Origin of the sequence: Allokutzneria sp. NRRL B-24872 (assembly GCF_002155965.1) — a bacterium.
In the GTDB taxonomy this organism is placed as follows: Bacteria; Actinomycetota; Actinomycetes; order Mycobacteriales; family Pseudonocardiaceae; genus Allokutzneria.
On record NZ_MUMH01000137.1, the window covers coordinates 63,016 to 85,025 of the forward strand.

At 71.2% G+C, this 22,010-nt stretch carries 8 protein-coding genes and 1 pseudogene (1 of these 9 running past the window's edge); 2 read left to right on the forward strand and 7 right to left on the reverse strand.

The genetic code is table 11. From position 1 onward, the window contains the following. The 3 genes and pseudogenes from CCN37_RS30705 to CCN37_RS30715 all read right to left on the reverse strand — a co-directional run. Positions 1–15,606, reverse strand: a pseudogene (locus CCN37_RS30705) (hypothetical protein); its annotated part reaches 63,015 nt to the left of the window's first position; the annotation flags it as partial. Positions 15,607–15,704: 98 nt separating this feature from the next. Then, entirely contained in the window at positions 15,705–16,037 is a 333-nt protein-coding gene (locus tag CCN37_RS30710) for a hypothetical protein (protein WP_086827558.1), read from the reverse strand. Continuing rightward, positions 16,034–16,462 carry a YbaB/EbfC family nucleoid-associated protein gene (locus tag CCN37_RS30715; RefSeq protein ID WP_086827560.1) on the reverse strand — a complete coding sequence of 143 codons (429 nt, stop codon included), beginning with the start codon at positions 16,460–16,462 and terminating at the stop codon, positions 16,034–16,036. The genes CCN37_RS30710 and CCN37_RS30715 overlap by 4 nt, the downstream gene beginning before the upstream one ends. 79 nt (positions 16,463–16,541) lie before the next feature. Here CCN37_RS30715 and CCN37_RS30720 point away from each other — a divergent pair, with 79 nt between their 5' ends. Continuing rightward, positions 16,542–17,816, forward strand: coding sequence for a S8 family serine peptidase (locus CCN37_RS30720; protein WP_246843404.1), 1,275 nt, complete (start codon positions 16,542–16,544; stop codon positions 17,814–17,816). 102 nt (positions 17,817–17,918) lie between these two features. Here the strand turns inward: CCN37_RS30720 and CCN37_RS30725 are convergent, their stop codons facing one another. From CCN37_RS30725 to eccD, 4 genes are all read right to left on the reverse strand, one after another. Beyond that, positions 17,919–18,209 (reverse strand): WXG100 family type VII secretion target, encoded by a 291-nt coding sequence (locus tag CCN37_RS30725; RefSeq protein ID WP_030430346.1) that lies wholly within the window; start codon positions 18,207–18,209, stop codon positions 17,919–17,921. A 65-nt stretch (positions 18,210–18,274) separates the two neighbouring features. Then, positions 18,275–18,613: a hypothetical protein gene (locus CCN37_RS30730; RefSeq protein WP_086827564.1), complete on the reverse strand. Its 339-nt coding sequence runs from the start codon at positions 18,611–18,613 to the stop codon at positions 18,275–18,277. 158 nt (positions 18,614–18,771) lie between these two features. Further along, on the reverse strand, positions 18,772–20,214 hold the full coding sequence (gene eccB / locus CCN37_RS30735) for a type VII secretion protein EccB (RefSeq protein ID WP_086827567.1): 1,443 nt from the start codon (positions 20,212–20,214) through the stop codon (positions 18,772–18,774). 37 nt (positions 20,215–20,251) lie between these two features. Continuing rightward, on the reverse strand, positions 20,252–21,655 hold the full coding sequence (gene eccD / locus CCN37_RS30740) for a type VII secretion integral membrane protein EccD (protein ID WP_086827570.1): 1,404 nt from the start codon (positions 21,653–21,655) through the stop codon (positions 20,252–20,254). A gap of 148 nt (positions 21,656–21,803) precedes the next feature. Here eccD and CCN37_RS41130 point away from each other — a divergent pair. Then, on the forward strand, positions 21,804–22,010 hold a 207-nt coding region (locus CCN37_RS41130), incomplete at its 3' end, for a hypothetical protein (protein WP_143261879.1).

The window sequence follows — 22,010 nt, forward strand, 5'->3', positions numbered from 1 at the left end:
CAGCAGCAGCCCGCCCTTGGCGAAGCGCCCGGAGTCGCTACCACCGAGCATCATGGATCCGGCAGGGTCCATCGTCGGGCGCAGCATCGGCCGCGCGACGATGTTCTTCGCCGAGTCCACGATCGTGAACGAGTAGCCGCTCTCCCGGTTCGCCGGGCGGACCATGTCCGCCTCGAACGCCAGGACCGCGGTCTCGACCTGCTGGTGCAGGTCGGGGACGGTCGCGGCCAAGGCCGGGCCGAGCATGTCCATGAGCCGGTCGACGGTGGCGTTCCTGCCGTGCCACATCGCGATCGCCATGTGCGGCGTGTCGGCCGCGGTGGTGTCCACGCCGGAGAGGTCGCGCCGGACGCTGCTCCCCGCCCGCTGCAGGAAGGAGTCCGGGACGCCGACGAGCAGCGTGTCGGGGGAGCCGGGGTACCACTTGCCGTCGGGGGCGCTCTTGAACGGCCGGAACGTCCTGACCTCGACCCACTTGGTGGGGTCGTCCTCGCTGGGCTCGGAGATCCGCAGGGTGACCGCGACCTCGAACGCGGTCGCCGGTCCTCGGTTGGTGACGATGGCGTGGTTGGTCTCGCCGTACTGCTGGGACATCACCGTCTGGCCGGTGGAGTAGGAGCCCTTCTTGCCCGCACTGCCGGAGAAGATCGGGTTCTCCCCGATCGTCAGGGCCGAGACCGGGATGCCCGTGAGGAACGTGACGGCCGCGCCGGCCAGGTTGACCACGTCGTCGGCCGACAACGACGCGCCGAAGCCGATGGAGCTGCTGCGGCTGGAGGACTCATCGAAGCCTGCTTGGCCCTGCCCGAGCAGACCGTGGCCCTGCTCGTGCGGGCGGACCGCGGTGCGCACCCGGCGCGGGTCGCTGAAGTCCATGTGGATCAGGCGCCTGATCTGGCGGCCGTCCAGCGTTCGGAAGTCGATCACCGCGCCGTCCGGGCTGAGCACCTTCTGCCAGTGCGACCTGATGGCCTGGTTCACGTCCGCGACGGTGACGTTGAGCATCTCGGCGAGCTCGGCGGCGTAGGGGATGTGACCCATGGCGGCGCCGTTGATGAAGCCCGCGAGCGTTGGCTCACCCGGCGGAACCAGGTCGCCGTTCGCGTCGCGCTCCAGGCCTTGGTCGTAGACCAGCGGGATGCCGCTCGCGGTCCTCGTCGGCCTGCCCTGCGCGTCCTTGCCCTCCTCAGGGGCTCCCTGCTCGGCCGCGTTCCGTTGCTCTGCCTCGACGAGCACGGCGGGAAGCTGTTCCATGATCTGCTCGACCACGAGCCGCTGCGCCGCGGGGTCCTCCGGCAGCGACGGGACGATCGCCTGGAACGCCTCCACCGTTCCGTCCGGCCGCAGTGTCACGAAGACCTGGGGCTCGGTGGACGGGTCCATGGCCACGCTGATCCGCAGCGGGACGGTGTCCTGACCGAGCTGCACGAGCAGGTGGTCACCGCTCGGCGCGAGTTCGCCAGCGACGGCGTCGTCATCGCTGAGCCCGGTGAGCACGTCGGGGGCGATCGCGGTCGCCGAGCCCGGGTGGGACCACGGGCTCAGTTCCGCGAGCGGCACACCGATGTCGCGCGAGGAGGCGAACAGCCCCTGCAGCTCCGCGAGCAGCCCGGCGAGCACGCCCAGCTGCTCGGCGGTGTCAGCGGGCAGGGCCGGAACGACGAGGGTGAGTCCGATCATGTCGCCGGACTCGGTGCGAAGGGCGTCCACCCGCGCTTCGGCGACGGAGGTGTCCACCGTGATCCGCACCGGGACGTCGTCCTCGCCGATCCGCACCGGCACCTCGTCGTCGGCCAGCTCCTCGACCTGCTGGGTCTGCGCCTGTCCGCGCAGGAGCCCCACGACGGACGGGGCGACCGAGTCGGCGGTCCCGTCGGACCACGGCACGGCGATGCGGGCGAAGTCGGTGTCCGGGACGAGCGGGAGCGGCTGCGTCTCCGCCTCCGGGGCGGGCTGGGGGTCGGCCTGGGGGGCGTGCGTGCGCGCCTCGGCGACGGCCGCCGGGAGCTGGGCGACGACCGCTTCGAACATGGCCCGGACGTCGGCCGACTCCGTGGGCAGCGACGACACGAGCACTTCGATCGACCGCAGCGAACCGTCGCGCGCGATGGCGACGACCACGACGGGATACGGGTTCGATCCGCCGCGGAAGACCACCGGGACGCTCGCCCCGTCGATCTGGACCGCCAGGTCGTGCGCTGCCGTGGGCGCGCGATCACCTGGCACGTCACCGGCGTTGTGCAGCGCCTCGACGACCATCAGGTCGAGGGTGTCCCCGGAACCGGGGAAGCCCCACGGCGCCAGCGCCCTGGCCGGCACGTGGACGGTGACGCCCTCGTCACCCCGGTCGTGGACCGAGACTTCCTGAGTCTGAGTCTGGGTCTGGGCCTGCTGCTCGGTGCTCTGTTGTGCGGGGGCCTGCTGTTCGCCTTCGGCGGCCTGGTTCGCGGCGGCCCGTCGCTCCGCCGCCTCCTGTGCGGCAGCACGCTGACGCGCGGCCTCCGCCGCCAGTTCGGCGCGGTGCTCGGTCACCAGGTCCGCGAGCTGGGCGAGCAGTGAACCGAGCACGACCTGCTGGTCGATGCCGCTGTCCGGCAGCGCCGGGACGACCAGCACGACACCGGGGTCCGGGCCGACCTCGACATGCGGTCCGGCCGCGTTCGTGTCGACCCGGATCACCAGCGGCTCGGCGTTGGGGCCGATGTGCAGCAGGAGTCCGTCGCTGTTGGTCGGATCGTCGGTGACCGGGATGTCCGAGGCTTCGAAGAGCCTGTCGAGGACCTGGGGGCGCACCTCGGTCTCTGTGCGGTTCTGCCACGGTTCCAGGACCGGGACCGCGACGTTCTGCGGTGCCACCGGCAGGTTCGGGCGTTGTTCGGTCAGCAGATCGCTCGCCAGCGCGGGGAGCTGGGCGAGCAGCGGGCCGAGCACTGCCCGCGCACCGGCGGTGTCCTCCGGCAGCAGGGGGACGGTCAGCACGAGGCGGCCGTCCGGACCGAGTTCCAGGTACGGCTTGGTGACGTCCTGCTCGATCCGGATGACCAGGGGCGCGGTGGTGGAGCCGATGTCCAGCAGGTAGTGGTCGGCGTCGGGCGACTCGAGGGTGATCGGGATGTCCGGGTCGGCGACGAACCGGTTGTGGGTTTCGACGTGCACCGAGTTCTTGGTGCCGTTCTCCCACTCCAGCAGGACCGGGACCGCCACCCTGAGCGGCGGCGCCGTCTGTGCTTCGCTCTCCTGCTCGGCTTCCTCGGTCTCCGCCGACTCCTCGGCCGTGGGCCCGGCCTGTCGCTGCGCGACGCGCTCACGCGCCCCGGGCAGCGCGTCGCGCAGCTCCTGGACCTCGTCGGGCACGCGGCTGCCGAAGCTGCGCTCGATCGCGAGCTGGAACAACTCGACCGGAATCCGCGCCAGCGCCTCGTCGCTGAGGCCGGACCACGCGAACGACCAGTCGCCGCGGAGCATGATCGGGTCGAGCGGCTGGCCCATGACCCGGTGCAGGTGGTCCATGCCGAGGGCGAGGGCCGTGACGACCGCGGCCGGCGCCTGGACCGGCCCGAACACCCTGGAGATCTGACGCAGGGCTTGGACGTCGAGCCCGGCCTCGCGCAGCGCGGTCGCGTCGATGTCCCCGGCGAACGCGGGAACGTAGTGCCGCAGCGCCTCCAACGGCGTGATCTCCGCCAGGCGCGGGGCGACCCGGCGGGGAAGGCGGACGGGGGTGTTGGTCGCGGGGGCCTCGCCGTGCAGCACGACCAGCCCGGCCCTCGCCTGCACGGCGTAGGCCGGGAGGTCGGTGCCGAAGAGGCGGTTGAGCGCGATGTCCAGCAGTTGCAGCGGGACGCGCTCGCGGTGCCCGGACTCCTCGCTGATCAGCAGGACGAGCTGCCGCCTGACCAACAGCGGATCTTCGAACAGCGGCATGAACCGCATGCCCCGCGCGCCCCGCACCAGGTGCGCGGCGATCACGGCGGGCAGCAGCTCGGGGGCGGTCGTGGCGGCGATGACGCGCAGTTCCGCCTTGGAGAGCCCGGCCGCGGCGAGCGCGTCGGGGTCGATCTGGCCGGTGAACTCCGGGACCAGCCGCCGCAGGACCTCCTGCGCGGTGAGCGCGGCGACGGTCTTGTCGGCTCCCATGCTGACGTAGGTGGCGTCCGTTGCGGAGCCGGGCTGGGCAGCCTCACCCAGCGGCGCGGGCATCTTCCGCGTCTGGGTGTGCGCCGGGAAGTAGTGGGTTCCCTGGCGCAGCACGACGAGCCGCCGTCGCCCGGACTGCCCGTGCTCCACGACGGACCCGTCCTCGGAGACCAGCACGATCCGCACGCCGAGCTGGTCGGCGACGGCCGCGAGGTCGGCTTCGGAGGTCTCGTCCAGCTCAGCGGTGCCCGTGCGCGCGCCCGCGCGGTCCAGCGCCGCGCCGAGCGTGCCCTCACCTGGCATCGTCCACTCGATGCGCAGGAACGAGTCGTTGAGGAACTCCTGCTGCGCGCGCGTGGGCGCGTTGGGATCGCCGACCAGTGCGACGAAGTCGGCGTCGGCGAGACCGGACACCTGGCGGGCGCCGGGCAGCTGGCTGACCATCAGCGCCGCGGCGCCGATGCCGTAGGAGTAGATCGTCGAGCGCACCTGGTCCCACAGCCGCGGCGAGGCGAGGCTGCCGCCCGCGACCGGAGAGCCCGCGGGCTGGCCGTGCAGGAACTGCAGCAGCACCTGGCGCGCGCTCGCGTCCAGCGCCGCCCGCGCCGCGGAGTCCTCGGGCAGGGGCAGGGGAAGGGGGGACTGGGCGGGCTCCAGGAACGAGGGGCGCAGCCGCACGGCGGCACCCAGTGCCTCCGGGTCGTCCTCGATCGCGGCGCGCCGCTGCGCGGCCGTCGCCAGACCACCGCGCACGGACAGGTCGGCCGCCGCGGAGCGCAGCGCCCTCAGCTGGGTGTGGGACAGGGCCTGCGGGTCGATGCCCGCCAGCTCCAGTGCCGCACCGAAGTCCGCCATGTCGGCGGCGTTGGAGCGGCTGTAGCCGAACAGCTCGGCCGCGTGGCCGATGTCGGCGGGCAGTGGCGCGATCTCCGGGCTGAGCCGGGCCACCTCAACCTGGAACTTGGCGACCCGCGTCGGAACGTTCTCCCCGTAGCGGTTGGCGATGGCCACCCGCAGCAGCGACTGGGGAACGCGTGCCTTGCCCTCGTCGTCGGCGCCGATCCACGCGTGGTGCAGCATCGCCCGGCGCATCGGCTCGTCCTGGACCTTGCCGATGGCCTTGGCGTGTTCCATGCCGCGCGCCAGTGCCGTGACGATCGCGCCAGCGAGATCCTGGGACCCGAACAGCCGGTGCAGCTCGCGCAGGTCGACGTCGGTGCCCGGCTGGACCAGCCGGGCCGCGTCCAGTGAGATGCCGAGCGAGGTCACGGCCTCCCAGAAGGCCTGCTCCCGAGCGGCGCTGGAGAGCACCTCGTCGTCGGTGGACCGCTGCAGCATCGTTTCGCCGCTGCTGAGCGCGGCCAGGTACTCGCTGTCCGGCCGGTGCAGCTCGTTGCGCACGATGGACTCGAAGTCCAGCGCCTCGGCGATCGCGGTCATCCGCGGGGTCCGCGCCTCGGCCGGGATCGCCAGGTAGACGGACCGCTCGGCCATGTGGGCCGCGACCTCGCGCTCCTGCAGCTCCAGCGTGCCCAGTCCCTGCGGCGGGCCCTGCAGCCAGTGCGTGACCTCGTGCACCACGCGGCCGGCGATCTCGCCGACGGTGACCCCGGGCTCCATCAGGATGGAGACCTGCCCGTCCGCCCAGTTCAGCACCGCGAGGATGCTGCCGTCGGGCAGCATCGTCATCGTCTCGACGATCTGGTGGATCTCGTCGACGAGGTCTTCCCGCGAGTAGCCGTTGGCCGTCCCGACCACGTCGGCGATCGCGTCAACGCCCAGCTCCGCGACCCTGGCGATCTCCGCGCGCACGGCGTCGAGATCGGTCACGGGGGTGGCGGCCACGGTGGCCAGACCGGGGTCGAGCAGGTCGTGCAGCGTCCGCACGGCGTCCTCGACCACGGTGCGGTCACCGGTCTCGGCGAACTCCCGGTAGGCGTTGAGCACCTGCTGCGCCGCGACGAACTTCTGGTAGCTGCCCAGCTCGTCGTCCAGCACCAGGCCGCGAGTCGCCGAGTCGTAGGAGTCCCGGAAGTGCTGGACCAGCTCCTGGGCGAGGTCGCGCCTGCCCGCGTCGACGAGGTGGGAACGCAGGGAGTCGCCGAGCTCGCGGATGTCCACGTCGCTGCGGACCGCGGCGGGCTCACCCGTGCTGTCGAGCACGACGAGCCTGCCGGTGCCGTGCTCGTCCCGGTAGAAGCGGAAGTTGTCGACGGGCGAGTCGCCGTGCACAGCGGAGATCCACTGGCTCGGCAGGAACTCCGCGGTCCGGGTGGTGCGCGCCAGCGCCGTGACCACCTCGCCGGTCACCAGGTCGTTGTTGCCGTCGGCCACCGCCATCGCGCGGGCGGCCTCGGCGAACTCCGTGGCGAGCCCCAGCCAGTGCGCCCCGGCCGGTGCGTCCTCGCCGGCGGCCGCACGGGTGTGCGCGTGCAGCTCGGCGAGCGCCTTGGACGCCAGCGCCAGCGCCTGCCTGAGGTCCGCGACGGCCTGCTGGTCAGCGGGGTCGTCGGCGACCCGCTGGATCAGCGTGCTCAGCGCCTCGCCGGGCGTGGTCGCGGTGAGCGACACACCCAGCATCAGGTCGTTCGGGCCGTGCACGACACCGAGCCCGAGGAAATCGGGCGTCTCGAAGCTGGTCCTGCCCTCTTCGGCCAGGTGACCGTTCGCCCAGAAGCGGAACGCCAGGTCCTCGACCGAGCTGTGCACGGCGAGCACGGCGAGCGTCTCACCGTCGGCGACCACCCGGAAGGACCGCCCGTCGGCGAGCGGCTCCAGCGTGATCTCGTCCTCGTTCCTGCTGAAGCGCCCCGCGAGCTGAGCGGCGGCGAACTGCCGCAGGCTCTCCCTGTGGGCCGCCCCGGCGCTGCCGGGCTCGTCGGCGGTGGCGAGCGCGGCGGAGTACTCGTTGGACGCGGCGGAGCGCATCGAGGGGGAGGCGATGTAGGTGTCCACGCGCGTTCCCGCGACCACCGGAAGTGCGTCGACGAAGGCGTTCAACGCGTCCTCGGAGACCCGGACGCGCTGACCGGGCACGCTTGCCACGACGCTGTCGACCATGCCGTGCAGCTGAGCGGTCGAAGGCGTCATCGCGTCACCGGGACGCAACGAGCGCATCACCTCGCCCGCGCGGTTGAGCTGGCCGCGCAGCGGGTCCTCCCGCCGCGAGTGCCACGGGGAGCTGTCGCCATCGGTCAGCGCGGCCAGCAGCGGGCTGTCTGCGAGGTTGAGGGCGTCCGCGCCGCGTTCGACCATGTCCGGCGTCCACGTCGCGACCCTGGCCAGCTCCTTGGTGAGCACCGAGACCGGCAGCGACCGGTACAGCGCCAGCTCGGCCTTGTGCGCCTCGATCTCCCTGTGCCGCAAGACCTCCGTCGGCAGGCCGCGCGGATCGCCCTGGAGCAGGTGGGCGGTCTTCTGCACGACGCGGCCCGCCAGTTCGGCGACGGTGACCCCGGCCTCGACCCGGACGGCCAGCCGCCCGTCCCCGACCGACCAGTCGATGACCGCGCGCGCGTCGGTGTCGGGGTCGGCCAGGACGGTCGCCGTGCTGACGGTGTCCTGGATGATGCGCTGCACCTCGGCGACGGGGCGCCCGGAGAGGTCGGAGATCTCCTGTGCGACGGACTTCGCGACCTTGCCGATCAGTTCTCGCGTGGCGTCGTCCAGTTCGGTGACGACGGTGGAGACGGCCGCGGTCGTCTCCGCGTCCAACCTGGCCAGCCCCAGCAGCTCGCGCACCGCGTGCACGCGGTCGGCCGTCAGCGCCCGGTCGTGGTCGCGCGCGGCTTCGAGCACGTCCCGCGCGGCGGAGAGCAGCGCGGTGCCGGACGGGGTCACCGGCGCGGTGCCCGTCATCACCATCGAGGCGAGCGTGCTCGGAACCGTCTCCGGCCTGCCCTCGTCCATCGCCAGCGCCGACGCCTCGCGCAGGACCTCGATGGCCCGTTCGGTCGCGGCGTCGTCCAGCTCGGTGCTTTCGGGGGTTTCCCGCGCGTCCTCGAACGTTTGCGCGGCTTCGGAGGGGTTCGCGGTGGTGCCCACGAGCAGCAGGTCGAGCACGAGCTCGCCGTTGACCACCCGGGTGTCGATGATCTCGAACTCCGCGCCGGGCGCCAGCAGCGCCTCGCGCTCGGAGACGGTGCCGGACAGGTCACCGAGGTGGATGACCTTGTTCCCGCTCGGCACGTAGACGTTGGCCCGGTGCGGGTGCCCGGAGTTGACCGGGACGACCGAGGTCGACGTCGGCGCGTGGTTGGTGAACCGCCTGCCGTGCAGCTCGCCGGGGTCGCCGAACTGCCCGACCAGGCGTTCGAGGTTGTCGTAGCCCCAGTACAGCTTCACCGGCTTCTTGGTCGGCTTGACCTTGTCGAAGACCTCGACGGCGCCGTTGAGGTACCGGGCGTCCTTCCTGGCCTCCCGGCGCAGCTCCCGCTCGGTGTAGCGACCGCTGGGGTCCTCGTAGAGCCCGGTGGCGAAGAGCTCGTTGCCGGTGACCGGATCGGTGCGCTCCTCGACCGGGCGGGCCGCCATCACCGCGCGGTAGGCGTTGTTGCGCACGTCGGAACCGATGCCGGTGAGCCCGTGCAGCGCGTCGACGTCGGCATCGGTGATCCGCCAGGAGCGGTCGATGCCCATGGTCCAGCCGGAGGCGTCGGTCATCAGCTTGACCGAGCCCTCGTCGGCGTCGACGGCCAGGTCCACCGTCTCGTTGCGCAGCGCCGCCTCGTCGCGGCTCATCCGCTGCGGTGCGCGCACGGACTCGACCCCGGCCGGGGTGACCAGGGCCTCGCGCAGCGCCTCCGCCCTGGGCAGCAGCGCGCGACGCCGTGCTTCGCTCGCTTCCTGCCTGCGCTGCAGCGCGTCCAACTCCTCGTCCAGCTTGGCCTGGGCCTTGGCCCTCTCCTCCTCGGTGCCGGGGGAGGTGCGCAGCGTTTCCTTGAGACCGTTGAGCTGGGTGATCGTCTCGGTGCTGGTGTCCACCTTCGCGCCGAGCCTGGCGATGGTGTTGGTGATCCGGCGGACGCGGGCGCCCTCCTCGGTGACCACCCGCACCTCGACCCGCTCACCGGTGTGGACGTCGCGCGCGGTGAAGCGCAGTCCCGGGTCGCCGTCGGGCCACCCGTTGACGATCGGCCCGTCCACGTGCAGGGAGTACTCCTGCATCTCCCGCAGCAGAGCGCGGACGTGGTCGGCGTGCCCCTCCGTCGGCAGCGTCACCAGCACGTGCGGCCGCAGGTCGCCGTTCGGGGCGAGCTCCTCCTCGCGCTTGACCTCGTCGGCGGTCTGGTCGATCGCGTTGTAGAGGTTGCGCAGCACCCGTTCGGTGACGCCCTCGTCCTCGGTGTCCGCGTCGGCGTCGGAGGCGTCGTTCGAGGAGGTGCCCAGCGCGGGCCCTCCGGTGAGCACGATGTGCAGCTGGACCTTGCCGTTGACCTCGCGGACGCGGACGACCTCGAACTCCGAGTCGGCGGGCAGCACGGTGTCCGCCGTCCCGCTGTCGGAGCCGATGTGCACCACCCGCGCGCCGTCAGGCACGTAGACGACGGCCTCGTAGGCGTTCTCGGCGGCGTGCTCGGTGCTGGTCGAGGCCGCGATCGGGCTGGTGTGGGTGAAGCGGTGCCCGATGAGCTTCGCCTCGTCCGCGCCCACGGTCGCGAGCAGGTCCTCGAAGCCCCAGCGCACGGCGACCGGACCGGTCACGGCGGTCTCGTACCCGCCGATGTCCTTCATGATCTCGTTGAGCACGCGGGCGTCCCGCGCGGCGAGGCGCTTCTGCTCCTTTTCCACTCGCAGGTCGTTGAAGCCGTACCAGCGCTTCAACGCCTCCGCGTCGACCAGTTCCTCGTAGACACCGGTCGCCACGAGTTCCTTGGCGGTGATCGGCCGGGAGGTGTCGGCCCACTTCTCCTTCCGCGCGAGCTTGCGCAGCCTCGCCAGCTCCCGGAGATTGCCCCGGATGTCCTTGAGGTAGCGCAGGGACGCGGTCGGTTTGACGAGTGCCTGCAGGTGCTCGAGCTGACGCAGGTTCTCAGCGCGGGTCTGCAGGGCCTTCTGGTGCGCCTCGGTGATCCGCTTGGTGTCCTCGGCGGAGTCGGAGAAGGCCGCCATCGCGCCCAGCGACAGCTCGGGCATGTCCTCGGGGATCTCGCCGAGCCGCTGCGCGGCGGCCTCGCCGTCGACCGCATCGGCGACCCAGTCGGGCGCCTTGGCCTGTGTGAAGGCCGAGCGCACGATCGGGGTGAACTCCGGCCGGACGGTGTCCAGGCCGCGCGGCACGATCCTGGACTCGGCCAGCTCGGCCTGCCGCTGCTTCAGCTCCGCTTCCTGCAGCGTCAGCTGCGCCTCTCGCTGCTCCAGCTGCTCGAGCCTGCGCTCGAGGTCGGCGAGCGCGCGCTCCAGCGGATCGCCCTGCTCCTGCTCCGATTCCTGCGTCTGCTCGGGGGTCTGCTCCGGCTCCGCCCGCCGCACCGACGGCTCGGTGGACTCCTCCTGCTGCTTCTGCTGCTGTCGGAGGGCTTCCTCGCGCTGCTCCAGCTCCTTGCGGAACCTCTCGACCCTGCGGTCGATCTCCTCCGCGGTGAGCGTGCCCTCGTCGGCGCGACGCTGAAGCTCGCGCTGGGTGGCCTTGAGCTCCTCGATGGCCTCGGCCAGGCGGGGCTGAGCGCTTTCCAACCGGGTCAGCCCGTTGACGACGTTGCGAGCCTCCGCGCCCTGCGGCGTGACCAGCCGCAACCGCACCAGCTGCCCGGTCTGCACGTCGCGCAGCTGGACGACGAGGCCGCTGTCCCCGTCGGCCCACGCGTTGACGATCGGCCCGTCCAGCTGCAGTCCCACTCCGTGCAGCCGCTGCAGCAGGTCGCGGGCGGCGTCGGCGTGGCCGGTCTCGGGCAGCCGCGCCATCCCGGCGAGCGTCGAGGGGCTGTCTCCGGGCAGCGCGAGGTCCTGCACCAGGTCAATGCCCTTGCCTGCCTCCTCGACGGCCTGCTGCACCAGCTTGATCGCCCGCTCGCGGGGGTCTGCGGGGGGCTCGGCGCTCGGCCGGGAGAGCAGCTCGTCGGCGGTCTCGCGCCAGTCGCCCGTGGCGCTCAGTTCCGCGACGCCGTCGGGCACCGGGACGGCCCGGTACACCTCTTCCATCCGCTTCGCCAGCGCGTCCCGCAGCGGGTCGTCCTCGGCGAGGGAGTCCAGCTCCTGCTCGGTCCTGAGCCCGGTCAGCCGCGCGGTGAGCGAGGCCGGGGTCTCCAGGTTCAGCACGATGGTGTCGCCGCCGGGGGTGAGCCACGTGGTGCTCACCCCGAGCCCGCCCGCGGTCCAGCCGTTGACCAGGCCGTCGCTGTGCTCGTCGGCGACGAGGGTGTGCCCGCTCGCCTCCATCGCGAGGATGATCCGCTGGACGTCCTCGGTGTGCTCCGGTCCCGCCAGCCGCACGGTGTAGCGCGAGCGGTCGCCGGGGGCGTCGGGGTCCGAGCTCACCCGCGCGGAGGGCACCGCGGAGTTGACCGCCGAGAGCACCGGAGTCGCCCGGTGGCTGGTGCGCAGCATGAGTTCGCCGTCGGCGAGCAGGCCCTCACCCATGACCAGCTCGTGCGCGCGCATCAGCGCCTTGCGCGTCAGCACGCCGGCGATCATCCGGCGCTGACCGGCGTTGTCCGGGCCGAACCCGGAGACTTCGATCAGCATCGGCGTCGCCTGCCGCAGCACGCCGTCGACGACGACCCGCTGCGGCGGGGTGATCCGCATACCGCCCGCGCGCAGGTCGTTGACGGTGCGGATCTGGGCGTCGACGACCGTGCCGTCGGGGAAGTGCAGCCGGATCAGCTCGTCGCTGACCTCCTCCATCCGCACCGGGAGCGCGGCACCGGTGTCCGGATCGACCGCGGTCTGCCCGACGAGCCGCCGGACCGCGTCGACGAGCTCGCCGTCGAACTCCTCGTGGTACTCGGAGTCGGCGCTGACCTCGACCTTGTCCTCGAGCGGCTTGGTCCGGGTCTCTCCCGAGGTGCTCTCGGCGTTGTGCGATGTCCTGGCGTGCGGCAGAGCTCCGTCGGGATCGTTGCCCGGCACGGTGTTGTGCAGTTCGCGCAACGCGGTGTCGATGTAGGAGCGCATCTGCTCCGCGTCGGCCGTCGCCGGGATGGTGACCCGCGCGGTGGTCTGCTGGGCGATCGTCCCGTCGTGCAGTCCGATCCAGTCACCGGCGTCGACCACGATGTGGTCGGCCTCGAAGTCCACCACGACGTCGACCGCGATGCGGGTGCTGGTCGAGTAGTGCACGAGCATCGTGTTCAGCCGGGGCTCTTCTTCCGGCTGGACGAACGCCAGCGCCGCCCGCTTCGCCGACGGGACCTTGGCCTCGGCGTGACCGGTGACCGCGATCGGCCTGGGGCTGCCGTCCGGGGAGCCGGTCTGCTCGCCGTTCTGCAGCCGCTGCAGCTCCTCGGTCAGCACCCGCAGCGCCCGGTCCGAGTCGTCGAGGTCGCTGTCGGCGTCGTTCTCCGGCGAGGTCTTGGGGTCCTCGACCTGAACGGCGCGCGGCACCGTGTGCCAGCTCTCGCCCTCCCTGGCCACGTCGGGGTCGGCGGGGGTGGCCCTGCCGTTGCCGGCACCGACGTTGCCGGCCTCCACGACCGGGCTGCTGGTCCACAGCACCCGCAGCGCCCGGTCCAGCTGGGCCTTGGAGTGCGCGATCATGCCCAGCGTGTCGTTCGCGATGGCCGTGGACACGTGGATCTGGGCGGGACTGGTCTGCACCCAGCCGTTGGGGGTCAGCTCGAAGCTGCCCGGCACGGCGCGGACGGCACCGGTCGGCAGGTCCGGGTCGACCGCGAGGGACACTTCGACGACGGTCCCGTCCTCGGAGACCGCGGTGATGCCGGTGGGCCTGCCCTGCGCGTCGGTGTTGACGGTGACGGCACCGCGGTTCTGGAGGTCCTCGATGGCCGCGGAGAAGGACGCCTTCGCCATCTCCTCGGAGTGCACGACGGGCGCCTCGGTGTTCTCGCCCTCCGTGGTGAACTCCGCCATCCGGTCTTCCGGAGTCTCCAGCGTCTGCTCGGGCGACTGCTGGGTGTCGCCGACGGTGCTGCCGCGCCGGCCCCCGTCGCCGGTGGAGGTGTCCCCACCTCGCCGCTGGTCACCGCCTTCGGAGCTGGTGCTGCCGGTGTCGCCCTCGTTGGTGTTGGTGTTGCCGGTGTCCCCGGTGTTCGCCTCACCCGTGTTCGGGTCGCCGGATTCGCCGGTGTTGCGGGAACCGGTGTCCGCGCCCGGGTCGCCATCGGGGTTGGTCTGACCGGTGTTCGCCTCGCCCGACTGGTTCTGCGCCTCGCTGCTGCCGCCGGTGTTGGTGTTCCCGGTGTTGGCCTCGCCGGTATTGGTGTTCGTGTTGCTCTCTGGGACGCCCTCGGGCTGAGCCTGTCCCTGCTGTCCCTGCTGTCCCTGCTGTCCCTGCTGTCCCTGCCGCGCCTGCGCCTGGTTCTCGGGCGAGGGGTTGGGGCTGCGGGTCTCCGCGGCGCGCTCCGGGGTCGGGGTGTTCCCGCCCTGCCCCTGCGAGGTGTCCGGGTTCTGCTGCTGCGGGGCGGGCTGACTCGGCTCGGCGACGCGCCTCTGCTCGCTTTCGCCGCCGCGCTGGCCACCGCCGGTCTGGCCGCTACCGGTCTGCCCACCGCCGGTGCTGGGCTGCCCGCCGGTCTGCCCGCCGCCGGCGAGCGAGGGGTCCGGCGGGGTGATCGGCGAGGGGGCCGAGCCGAACATGTCGGGAAGTGAGGACTGCCATTGTGAGCCGACCTTCAGCCTGAAGTCCTTGGCGGCCATCCGGGCGTCGGCCCAGCTGCGCTCACCGATGACCTGCTCCCAGGTACCACCGAGAGCACCACCGACCGCTGCCTGCCAGAGGTTCTCGGCGGACAGCTCCTCCGCGGGGAGGTTGCCGCGCGCCGCGCGCTGCGCGATCACGTCCGCGGGCGCGGCCCCGAGTGAGACCGCCACCTCCTGCACGCCGTAGGAGGCGTACGCGCCCGCGATACCGCCGACGGCGCCCAGCGTGAGGTAGCCCATGGTCCGGTTGGCGAAGCCGAGCGGAGCTCCACCGAGAGCCGCGCCGACGAACGCCTGCACGGTCGCCAAGGGGTTGTACTGGTAGAAGCCGTTGGTGCGCGCACCTGTCATGATCTGCGCGCCGACATCGGTGCCCACGCCGTAGAGCAGGGCCGAGCGCAGACCGTAGCCCTTGATGCGCTGCCACAGTTCACGGCGCGCGCTCGTTTCGGCCAGGGTCCGGTCCATCTGGTTGATCAGCTGCCTGCGCAGCGCCGGCTCCAGCGCCGTCTGCGGCAGTTCCCGTCCCGCGAACCGCGCCGCGACGAGGCGAGCGACCTCGCGGTTCGTCGCGGTGCTCATCACTCGACCGGCCATGCCCCTGCGCATCGCCTGGGCTCTGGCGAAGCGCCCCGCGCCCTGTTGGGTGCCCCTGCGCAGGGCCTGGTTGACCAGCCGTTCCGCCAGCGCGTGCTGCACCCGTTGCGCGGCCCCGCGCCCGGCGATCGTGGACGGCCGGAACACGTTTCCGATCCTGGCCAGCCCCCTGCCCGCCACCCCGGCCGCACCCTTGCCAGCCGTGGTCAGACCTCTGCCCGCCGCGGCTATTCCCCTGCCCGCGCCGTGCACCACGTTCATGGGGTTGTGCGCCAGATGTGAAGCACCAGCAGCGACGCGTCCAGCCGAGGTCACCGCTGCGGTCTTGAGCTTGCCCGCGCCGGCGACGATGCCCTTGCCGATGAGCTTCGGGACCGTGATGGCGACGGTCTTGGCCACCACCCTCGGTGCCTGTCGCGCAGCGGCCTTGAGCCCGCCGAGGGTGATGGTGCGGATCGGGCCGTGGCGCGCGACGATGCGCGTGACCGCGTCCATCGCGTTCCTGGCGATCGTCTTGGCCGCGAGGGTGCGCGCGATGAACGTGGCCGGGATCGTGCCCAGGCTGCCGCCCAAGCTGATGGGCGCCACGACGATCGCTCGGATCACCTCGTAGGCCAGCAGCGCGAGGTTCGCCTGGTACATGCTCTTCATGAGCACGATCTGGGAGTTGAAGTTCATGACTCCCATGCCGACCTTGGACATGGCCTGGGCGTAGTCGTAGAGGCTGCGCTGAACCTCAGCGATCTTCTCGTCGACCGAGGACGCCGTCGCGCCCTCGAAGCTGAACTTCAGCTCGGAGCTGATCCGCAGCAGCTCCTCGCTGAAGTCCGAGATGCGGCTCGACTCGTCGAAGTAGTGCTTGGCCAGCTCGGCGGAGAGCTCCGCGTCGGCTTGGGGGTATTCGCCGAGCAGACCGTTGACCACAATGGTCATGTTGATCGGTGGCACCCAGATGCCGAAGTTCGAGGCCCACTCCTGGAACTTCGTGATGTACTCGTCAACCGACTTCGCGAAATCCTGCATCGCGTAGGCGAAGGGGTCGACTACCGAGTCCACCGCGTTTCCCACCAGGTACCCCAGACCCTCAAAGTGAAAAATGACAAAAAGGACACGTCTCCGTGCCGATCAACTATTGTGATGTGCCCGAAGGCGTGTTACTTGGTCTCCGTCGAGCGGTGCTGCGTCTCGTTGGCGTTCTCCCCGACGCGCAGCTCGGCCGCGGTTTGAACCATGTACGCCCCGAGGTCGGCGATCTTCGCGCCGGTGTCCTGCCCAGCCGCGCCCAGCGTGCTGGCGGTGTTGGGATCGTACTGCTTCTTCATGGCCGCGCCGATTTTGTCGTCACCGAACGTGCGGCCCTTGCTCTCAGTCTCGTGGCCGCTCTTGGCGTTCTCGGTGGAGGCCGTGCCGAACTCCTTCCCCGCCTCTGAGATGCGGTTGCCAAGGGACTCCAGCTGCTCAAGGAAGACGCGAAGGTTTCCACTCATTTCTTCTTCTCCTTCCGCTCGGCATAGACGTCGGCGTCGCTGCGGAACATGCCCGCCAGCGGGTCCTCCTCGTCGAAGGTGCCGCCGCCGGCGAGATTCCGCAGCTCACGCATCTCCGGGGGGAAATGCTCGTTCATAATATCTTGCGACTGCTCGCTCACGTCCCGGACCGCCGCGTTGCACGCATTCAAAATCTTGCTTCTCAGTTCCGCCGCGTCCGGTTTGCGAAAAACCCTCGGATCGATTTCCAGATCGACCACCTGGCCACGCGGTCCGACAACGACTTTCACCATCCGGTCGTCGGACCAGGCGGTGCCGTGGATGTCCATCATCCGCTGCTGCGTCTGCGGAATGGCGGCGGTCGTCTTTTGCAACTGCTCCAGCATGCTCTCGAAGAAGTTGTCACCCGGCATCGAGTAATCCATGCTGCCCTCCCCTTGCCGCGCGCCGTGTTCGCGGGTCGCCCGCTTGGCGCCCTCCAGCCATTATCCTATTATCGCGGCCGTGAACGCCAAGCGCATCGGCCGTGGTCTTGTTCTCGCGGTCGCGCTCTCCGCAGGCCTGCTCGTCGCCCCCGTCACCGTGACCGCGCAACAGCAGTGCGTCGTCGGTGGCTCCGACATCCGCTCCGTTCCGTGGCCGCAGCGCCAGCTCGCGCCGGAACGCGCCTGGCCGATGACCACCGGCGCCGGGCAGAAGGTCGCGGTGATCAGCACCGGCACGGGGGACAACCCACTGCTCTCCGGCAAGGTCGCCGACTCGACCACGCTCGCCCGTACCGACGGCCGCAACGCCAGCGGCAAGCCGGACTGCATGGGCACGGGCACCGGGGTCGCGGGCATCATCGCCGCCGACAGCTCCCAGGGCGTCGGCTTCCACGGCGTCGCGCCGGACGCCGTGCTGCTCTCGGCCAAGGTCGTCGGGGACAGCTACACCTCGGGCGGCCCGCCGAAAGCCGTCGAGCCCGGCCTGCTCGCCGATGCCGTCGACTGGGCGGTCAGCAAGGGTGCGTCGGTGATCGCGGTGGCCGAGGTCGCCCGTGAGGACAGCGCCCAGTTGCGGCAGGCGGTGCAGAACGCCCTCGCGAAGGGCGCGGTCGTGGTCGCGGCGACGGGGGAGCCCGCTGGCAACGACAGCCCGTACGCGGGCAAGCCGACCTACCCGGCGTCCCAGGAGGGCGTGCTCGCGGTCGGCGCGGTCGACGAGAGCGGCCAGCTCGCGACCGCTGCCAGCAGGATCGACATCGTCGCGCCGGGGCTGAACGTGCTGACGACCGCCGTTGGTGGCGGGCTGGCCACCGGCGGTGGGAGTTCCTTCGCCACCGGCTACGTCGCGGCGGCCGCGGCGCTGGTGCGCTCGTACTGGCCGAACCTGTCCAACGCTGAGGTCGTGAAGCGGTTGCGGGCCACGACCACCCCGGCCAACGTGGGGCCGGACCTGCGCGTCTACGGGGACGGAATCGTCAACCCGTACCAGGCGGTGATCGATCAGATGGCCAAGGGGGCTCCGGCGGTGCTGCCGCCGCTGCGGCAGGAGGAGCCCTCCGCGGCGGAGAAGGCGCGCATGGCCGCCGAGGACCACGCGAGGGCGTGGGGTTTCGGCGCTGCGGGCATCGGGGTCGGGGTGGCCGGGCTGGTGATCGCGCTGGCGATCTTCTGGCCGAAGGGCCGCCGCCGCGGCTGGCGCAGCGGACTGGCGCCCGAGCCCGTCGAGCACCCCGAGGACGAGCTGCCCCAGCCGCCCGCCGAACTCTTCGGCGGGCGCGCTGGGAACAACTGACGGGGTCGTCCGCACGGTGCTCGTCCCTCGGGGTCCGGATGGCGGCGGGGCCAGGGTGGGTAAAGGAGAGCCACCCGCGCGGGGTGGGACCGGACGCTCGTCTTAGAAGAGGCCGGTCAGCGACTGGTCGAGGGCCTGCATGTCCTGCGAACCCAGGGTGGTCTTCTGGCCGAAGTTCTCCTGGGCGCTGCCCATGCCGTCGGCCATCTGGTTCCACTCGATCTGGGCCTGCTCGAACGCCCCCATCGCGGCACCCTTCCAGGCGTCACCGCAGATGGACTGGGCCTCGCGCATCAGGGCGGCGAACGCCTCCTTCAGCGCCTGCGCGTGGGTCCGGGTGTTGGCGCCGAGCGTCTCGACTTCACCGAACCTGTAACCGATGGGCATGCTCATGGGTCTTCCACCTTCGAGTCTTGTCTTCGCTGGTTGAGTGGCTGTCGAGCGTCCTGGGGCAGAGGTCAGCCCATACGGCTGTTGAAGAGCTTGCCGTCATCGCCCAGGTTCAGCGCCTCGAAGTTGCGCTTCTGCTCGTCGGAGAAGTCCAGCACCCGGTTCTTGGTCTGGGTGACACCGTTGAGCAGCTTGGTCAGGATCTCCTGGATCCGCTTCCACTCGTCGCTGAAGTCTTCCTGCTTCGTCAGCGCCGCGTTGGCCGCCGGACCGGTCCACGAGCCACCGACGTTGCTCATGTAGTCCTGCCGGATCTTGTTCATGATCTCAAGCGAGTCGTTACCGGTCTGCTCGATGGCCTTCTCGAGCTTGATCATCATGTCTTCTGTGAGCTTGGCTTCCGACACGGGCTGGTCACCTTCGATCTTGGAATCAGCGAGTCGTTCACATTTCCGACGCACCGTAGCGGCACGCGGTTCCATCGGACCCTAGAACAAGCTTAACCGCAGGTTGAAGCCTCGACTCTTCAGTTTCGATGGAAAAGTTATTCAGGTTTAGCGTCCGTTCAGCCCGCGCTGTGAACCGATCCAGCCAGGCTCGGGTCCAGGGTCGGACCCACCGGGATGCGCTGCACGAGCGAGGCGGGCATCGACACCGCGGACGCGGGTGAGTAGCCGAGCTTGCCCAGCACCTCGGCGCTGGGCACCGGATAGCGGATGCCCAGGTCGGTGACGATGTTGAGCGCCCCGCCGTCCGCCCGGTCCGACGCCGTCGCCCGCACGATCACCACTCCGCCCGGCGGGAGCAGCACGCGGTCGGCCAGCTTCGTTCCGCCCTGCGTCTGCGCCCGCGTCGCCAGGCCGTTGGCCAGCGCGTCCGCCCTGCCACCGAGGGAGACCTCCGGAGCGGTCCTGGCGTCGACCGCGCGCGAGCACACCGGCGCCTTGCCGCCGTCGCCGACCACCGCCAGCGCCGGGGGCTGCGCGGGAAGGGCCGCGGTTCCGGGGGGCGGGTCCATCGCCTTGCTGCTCGGGGCCGCGGTCGCGGCGGCGGCGGAGACCTCCACCGGCTGCACCGAGTACTGCCCGCGCAGGATGCGCACCTGGAAGTCGTTGATCGGCGCGAGGCCTTCGGAGCGCACCAGGTAGTTCTGCACGCCGTTGCCGACCTGGTGGAAGACGATGTCACCGATCTTGCGGCCGGTGAGCACGGTGGAGCTCTGACCCTGGTTGTCGATCTGGATCTGCCCGATGTCCTGGCCAGCTGGCAGCCCGTTGAGCCAGGCGGAGCCGACGGGCTCGATCATCGTCTGGGCGCCGAAGACCGAACGCAGCAGCGGATCGGGGGAGTTGCCGGTGACCCGGTACCGGTGGTTGTGCCAGACCAGGTGCACGCTGCGGTCGGACTCGTCGCGCACCAGCAGGCCACGCTCGCCGAGCGGGGTGCTGCCGGGCACTCCCGCCCCGACCATCAGCGTGGTGGTCGGCGTCAGTCCGCCGGTGCCGTTGTCGCCGAGCACCGAGCAGGTGGTCCACGGTTCGGTCAGGGCCTGCTTGGCGTCGGGCAGTGACATCGGAGCCCCGGGGATGCCTACCGTGGCACCGCTGCGCGCGATGCCCGCCAGGTCGGCGGCGGACACCCGGTACGGGCCCGACGTGGTGGTTCCGCCCGCGCTGAGCAGCCGCGCGGAGGTGTAGTTCAGCGTGGGTTGCAGGCTCGCCTGCGCGTCCGCGCCGACACCGGGCAGGTAGACGAAGGTCGCGCCGGTCTCCCGTTCGATGATCACCGCGCCCGGCTGCTTCCACGAGGTGCCGCCGATCCCGGTGAAGATGCCGTAGATGCCGTACCCGGCCGCGACCAGCACCGCGATCATCACGCCCGCGAACACCGCGCCCACGCCGCGGCGCAACGGGGTCTGCTCGGGGTCGGTCTCGCGCAGCATCACCGCGGAGATCACCCGCTGCATCATGAACTGGTACGCCTGGAGCTGGTCGCGTCGGGTAGCCACGCTCGTCCTTCGCTGGGTGGGGGCATCGGTCGCGGCCTCAGCCGACCGAGGCCATCAGTCCTTGCACGTAGAAGAAGAAGCCGGTGATGTAGCCGGCGTAGGGGATCAGCGCGATCAGCGCGACCACGTCCAGGATGTCGGCGAAGCGGCCGAGCCACGGGGACGGTGCCTTCTTGCTGTAGGTCAGCGCGGAGAGCGCCACCAACCCGGCGAGCACCACCACGCCGAGCAGCAGCAGCGAGCGGGCCAGCGTGGTGTCCACGACCGACACCCAGCCGCCCGTCAGCATCAGCGTCACCAGCACCCCGGAGAGCAGCAGCGGCAGCCGCTGGCGGGGGATGGGGAACAACCGGGCGCGCAGCACCAGCGCGAGCGCGACCAGGACCGCCATGGTGATGCGGGAGGCCCCGCCCTCGGAGATCAGGTACATCGAGGCCACGACGCTGCACACGGAGACGCCGAGCAGCAGGCCGGAGAGCGCCTCGTCGGTGCGGCCGACCGCGGCCACCACGACCGGGGACGGCGGCTGCCTGTCCTCCTTGACCAGGTCGGCGGCGCGCTGCGGCAGCTCCGGCAGCGGCAGCCTGCCGATGCGCATCGCCAGCATCGGGTAGCCCGGGAGCAGGCCGATGCCCACCGCGAGCACCACCGACGCCGCGCCGCCCGCGGTCATCGAGCCCGCCAGCAGCGCACCGAGCGCGCCGAGCACCCCGGTGAGGATGGCCGCGACGAACACCCGCCCCGCCACGGCGATGGAGACGTAGCCGACCACGCCGAAGACCAGCAGCGCGATCGCGGCCAGCAGCAGCTGGGTCGAGCCGAAGCCGAGCAGCGGCATGTGGTTCGCCGCGGTGAGCTGGTAGCCACCGACGACGGCGTAGGGCAGCGAACCGCCCGCGAAGACCACCCCGGCCCAGGCGTCGGGCACGGCGCGGGCGATGGTCACGCCGATCGCCATCAGCACGGCACCACCCGAAAGCATGATGATGCCCGGGACCAACCACGGTGGCTGGAACAGCAGACCGCCCAGCGAGCCGGCGAGCAGGATCGCCGTGGCCAGCGCGAGCCCGCAGCGGCGGGTCGCGGTGTTGCCCCAGCTGCGGCCGAAGCGGCGGGAGCCGCTGGCGATCGCCTCGACCAGGTCGTCGTAGGAGATCTCCGGCCACTCCGCCTGGCCTGGGCCCAGGTGCAGGATCTCGCCGTCGCGCACCTCCTGGGCGCCCAGCGCGCGCTGGCTGTCCAGGGCGTCCCCGGTCGGTCTCCGCAGGACCCAGCCGCCGTGGCGCTCACCCTCGTCGGCGGCGTCCTCGCCCGCGTGGCGCAGCAGGTAGGGCAGCAGCTCGGCGACGGTGACGTCCTCGGGAAGGGCGACGTCGATCGTGCGCTTGGGGGTCACGACCGTCACCTTGGCCAAGGTGGCGCCCCGTACGGGCATCGTCATGCGCACCTCCCACAAATGGATCGGGCATACCGGGCACAATGAGACCGTGATTCGCGGGGGCGGGCAGCACAGACAATCACCGGGGTAGTTTGCCCCATCAATACCGCGGCCGTTTCAGCACCAGGATTTTCGGGAGAAGGTTCAGGTTTTGGCAACGATCATCGTCAGGAGGCCGGAGCGCCGAGCGGCGCCCGAGCTCCCCTCGGGTGAGGTGGTTCTCGAGCCACCACCGGAGAATCCGCCCCCCGGCGGCAAGGGCTGGGGTCGCGCCATGATGATCCTGCCCATGCTCGCCGGTACGGCCGGTATGGCCCTGTTGATTGGCGCGGGTGGAAACCGAGGGCCTCTCATGTAC

Coding starts and splice junctions, on each gene's coding strand:
- CCN37_RS30710 (WP_086827558.1), bottom strand. CDS start 16,037: ATGAGTGGAAACCTTCGCGTCTTCCTTGAGCAGCTGGAGTCCCTTGGC.
- CCN37_RS30715 (WP_086827560.1), bottom strand. CDS start 16,462: ATGGATTACTCGATGCCGGGTGACAACTTCTTCGAGAGCATGCTGGAG.
- CCN37_RS30725 (WP_030430346.1), bottom strand. CDS start 18,209: ATGAGCATGCCCATCGGTTACAGGTTCGGTGAAGTCGAGACGCTCGGC.
- eccD (WP_086827570.1), bottom strand. CDS start 21,655: ATGACGATGCCCGTACGGGGCGCCACCTTGGCCAAGGTGACGGTCGTG.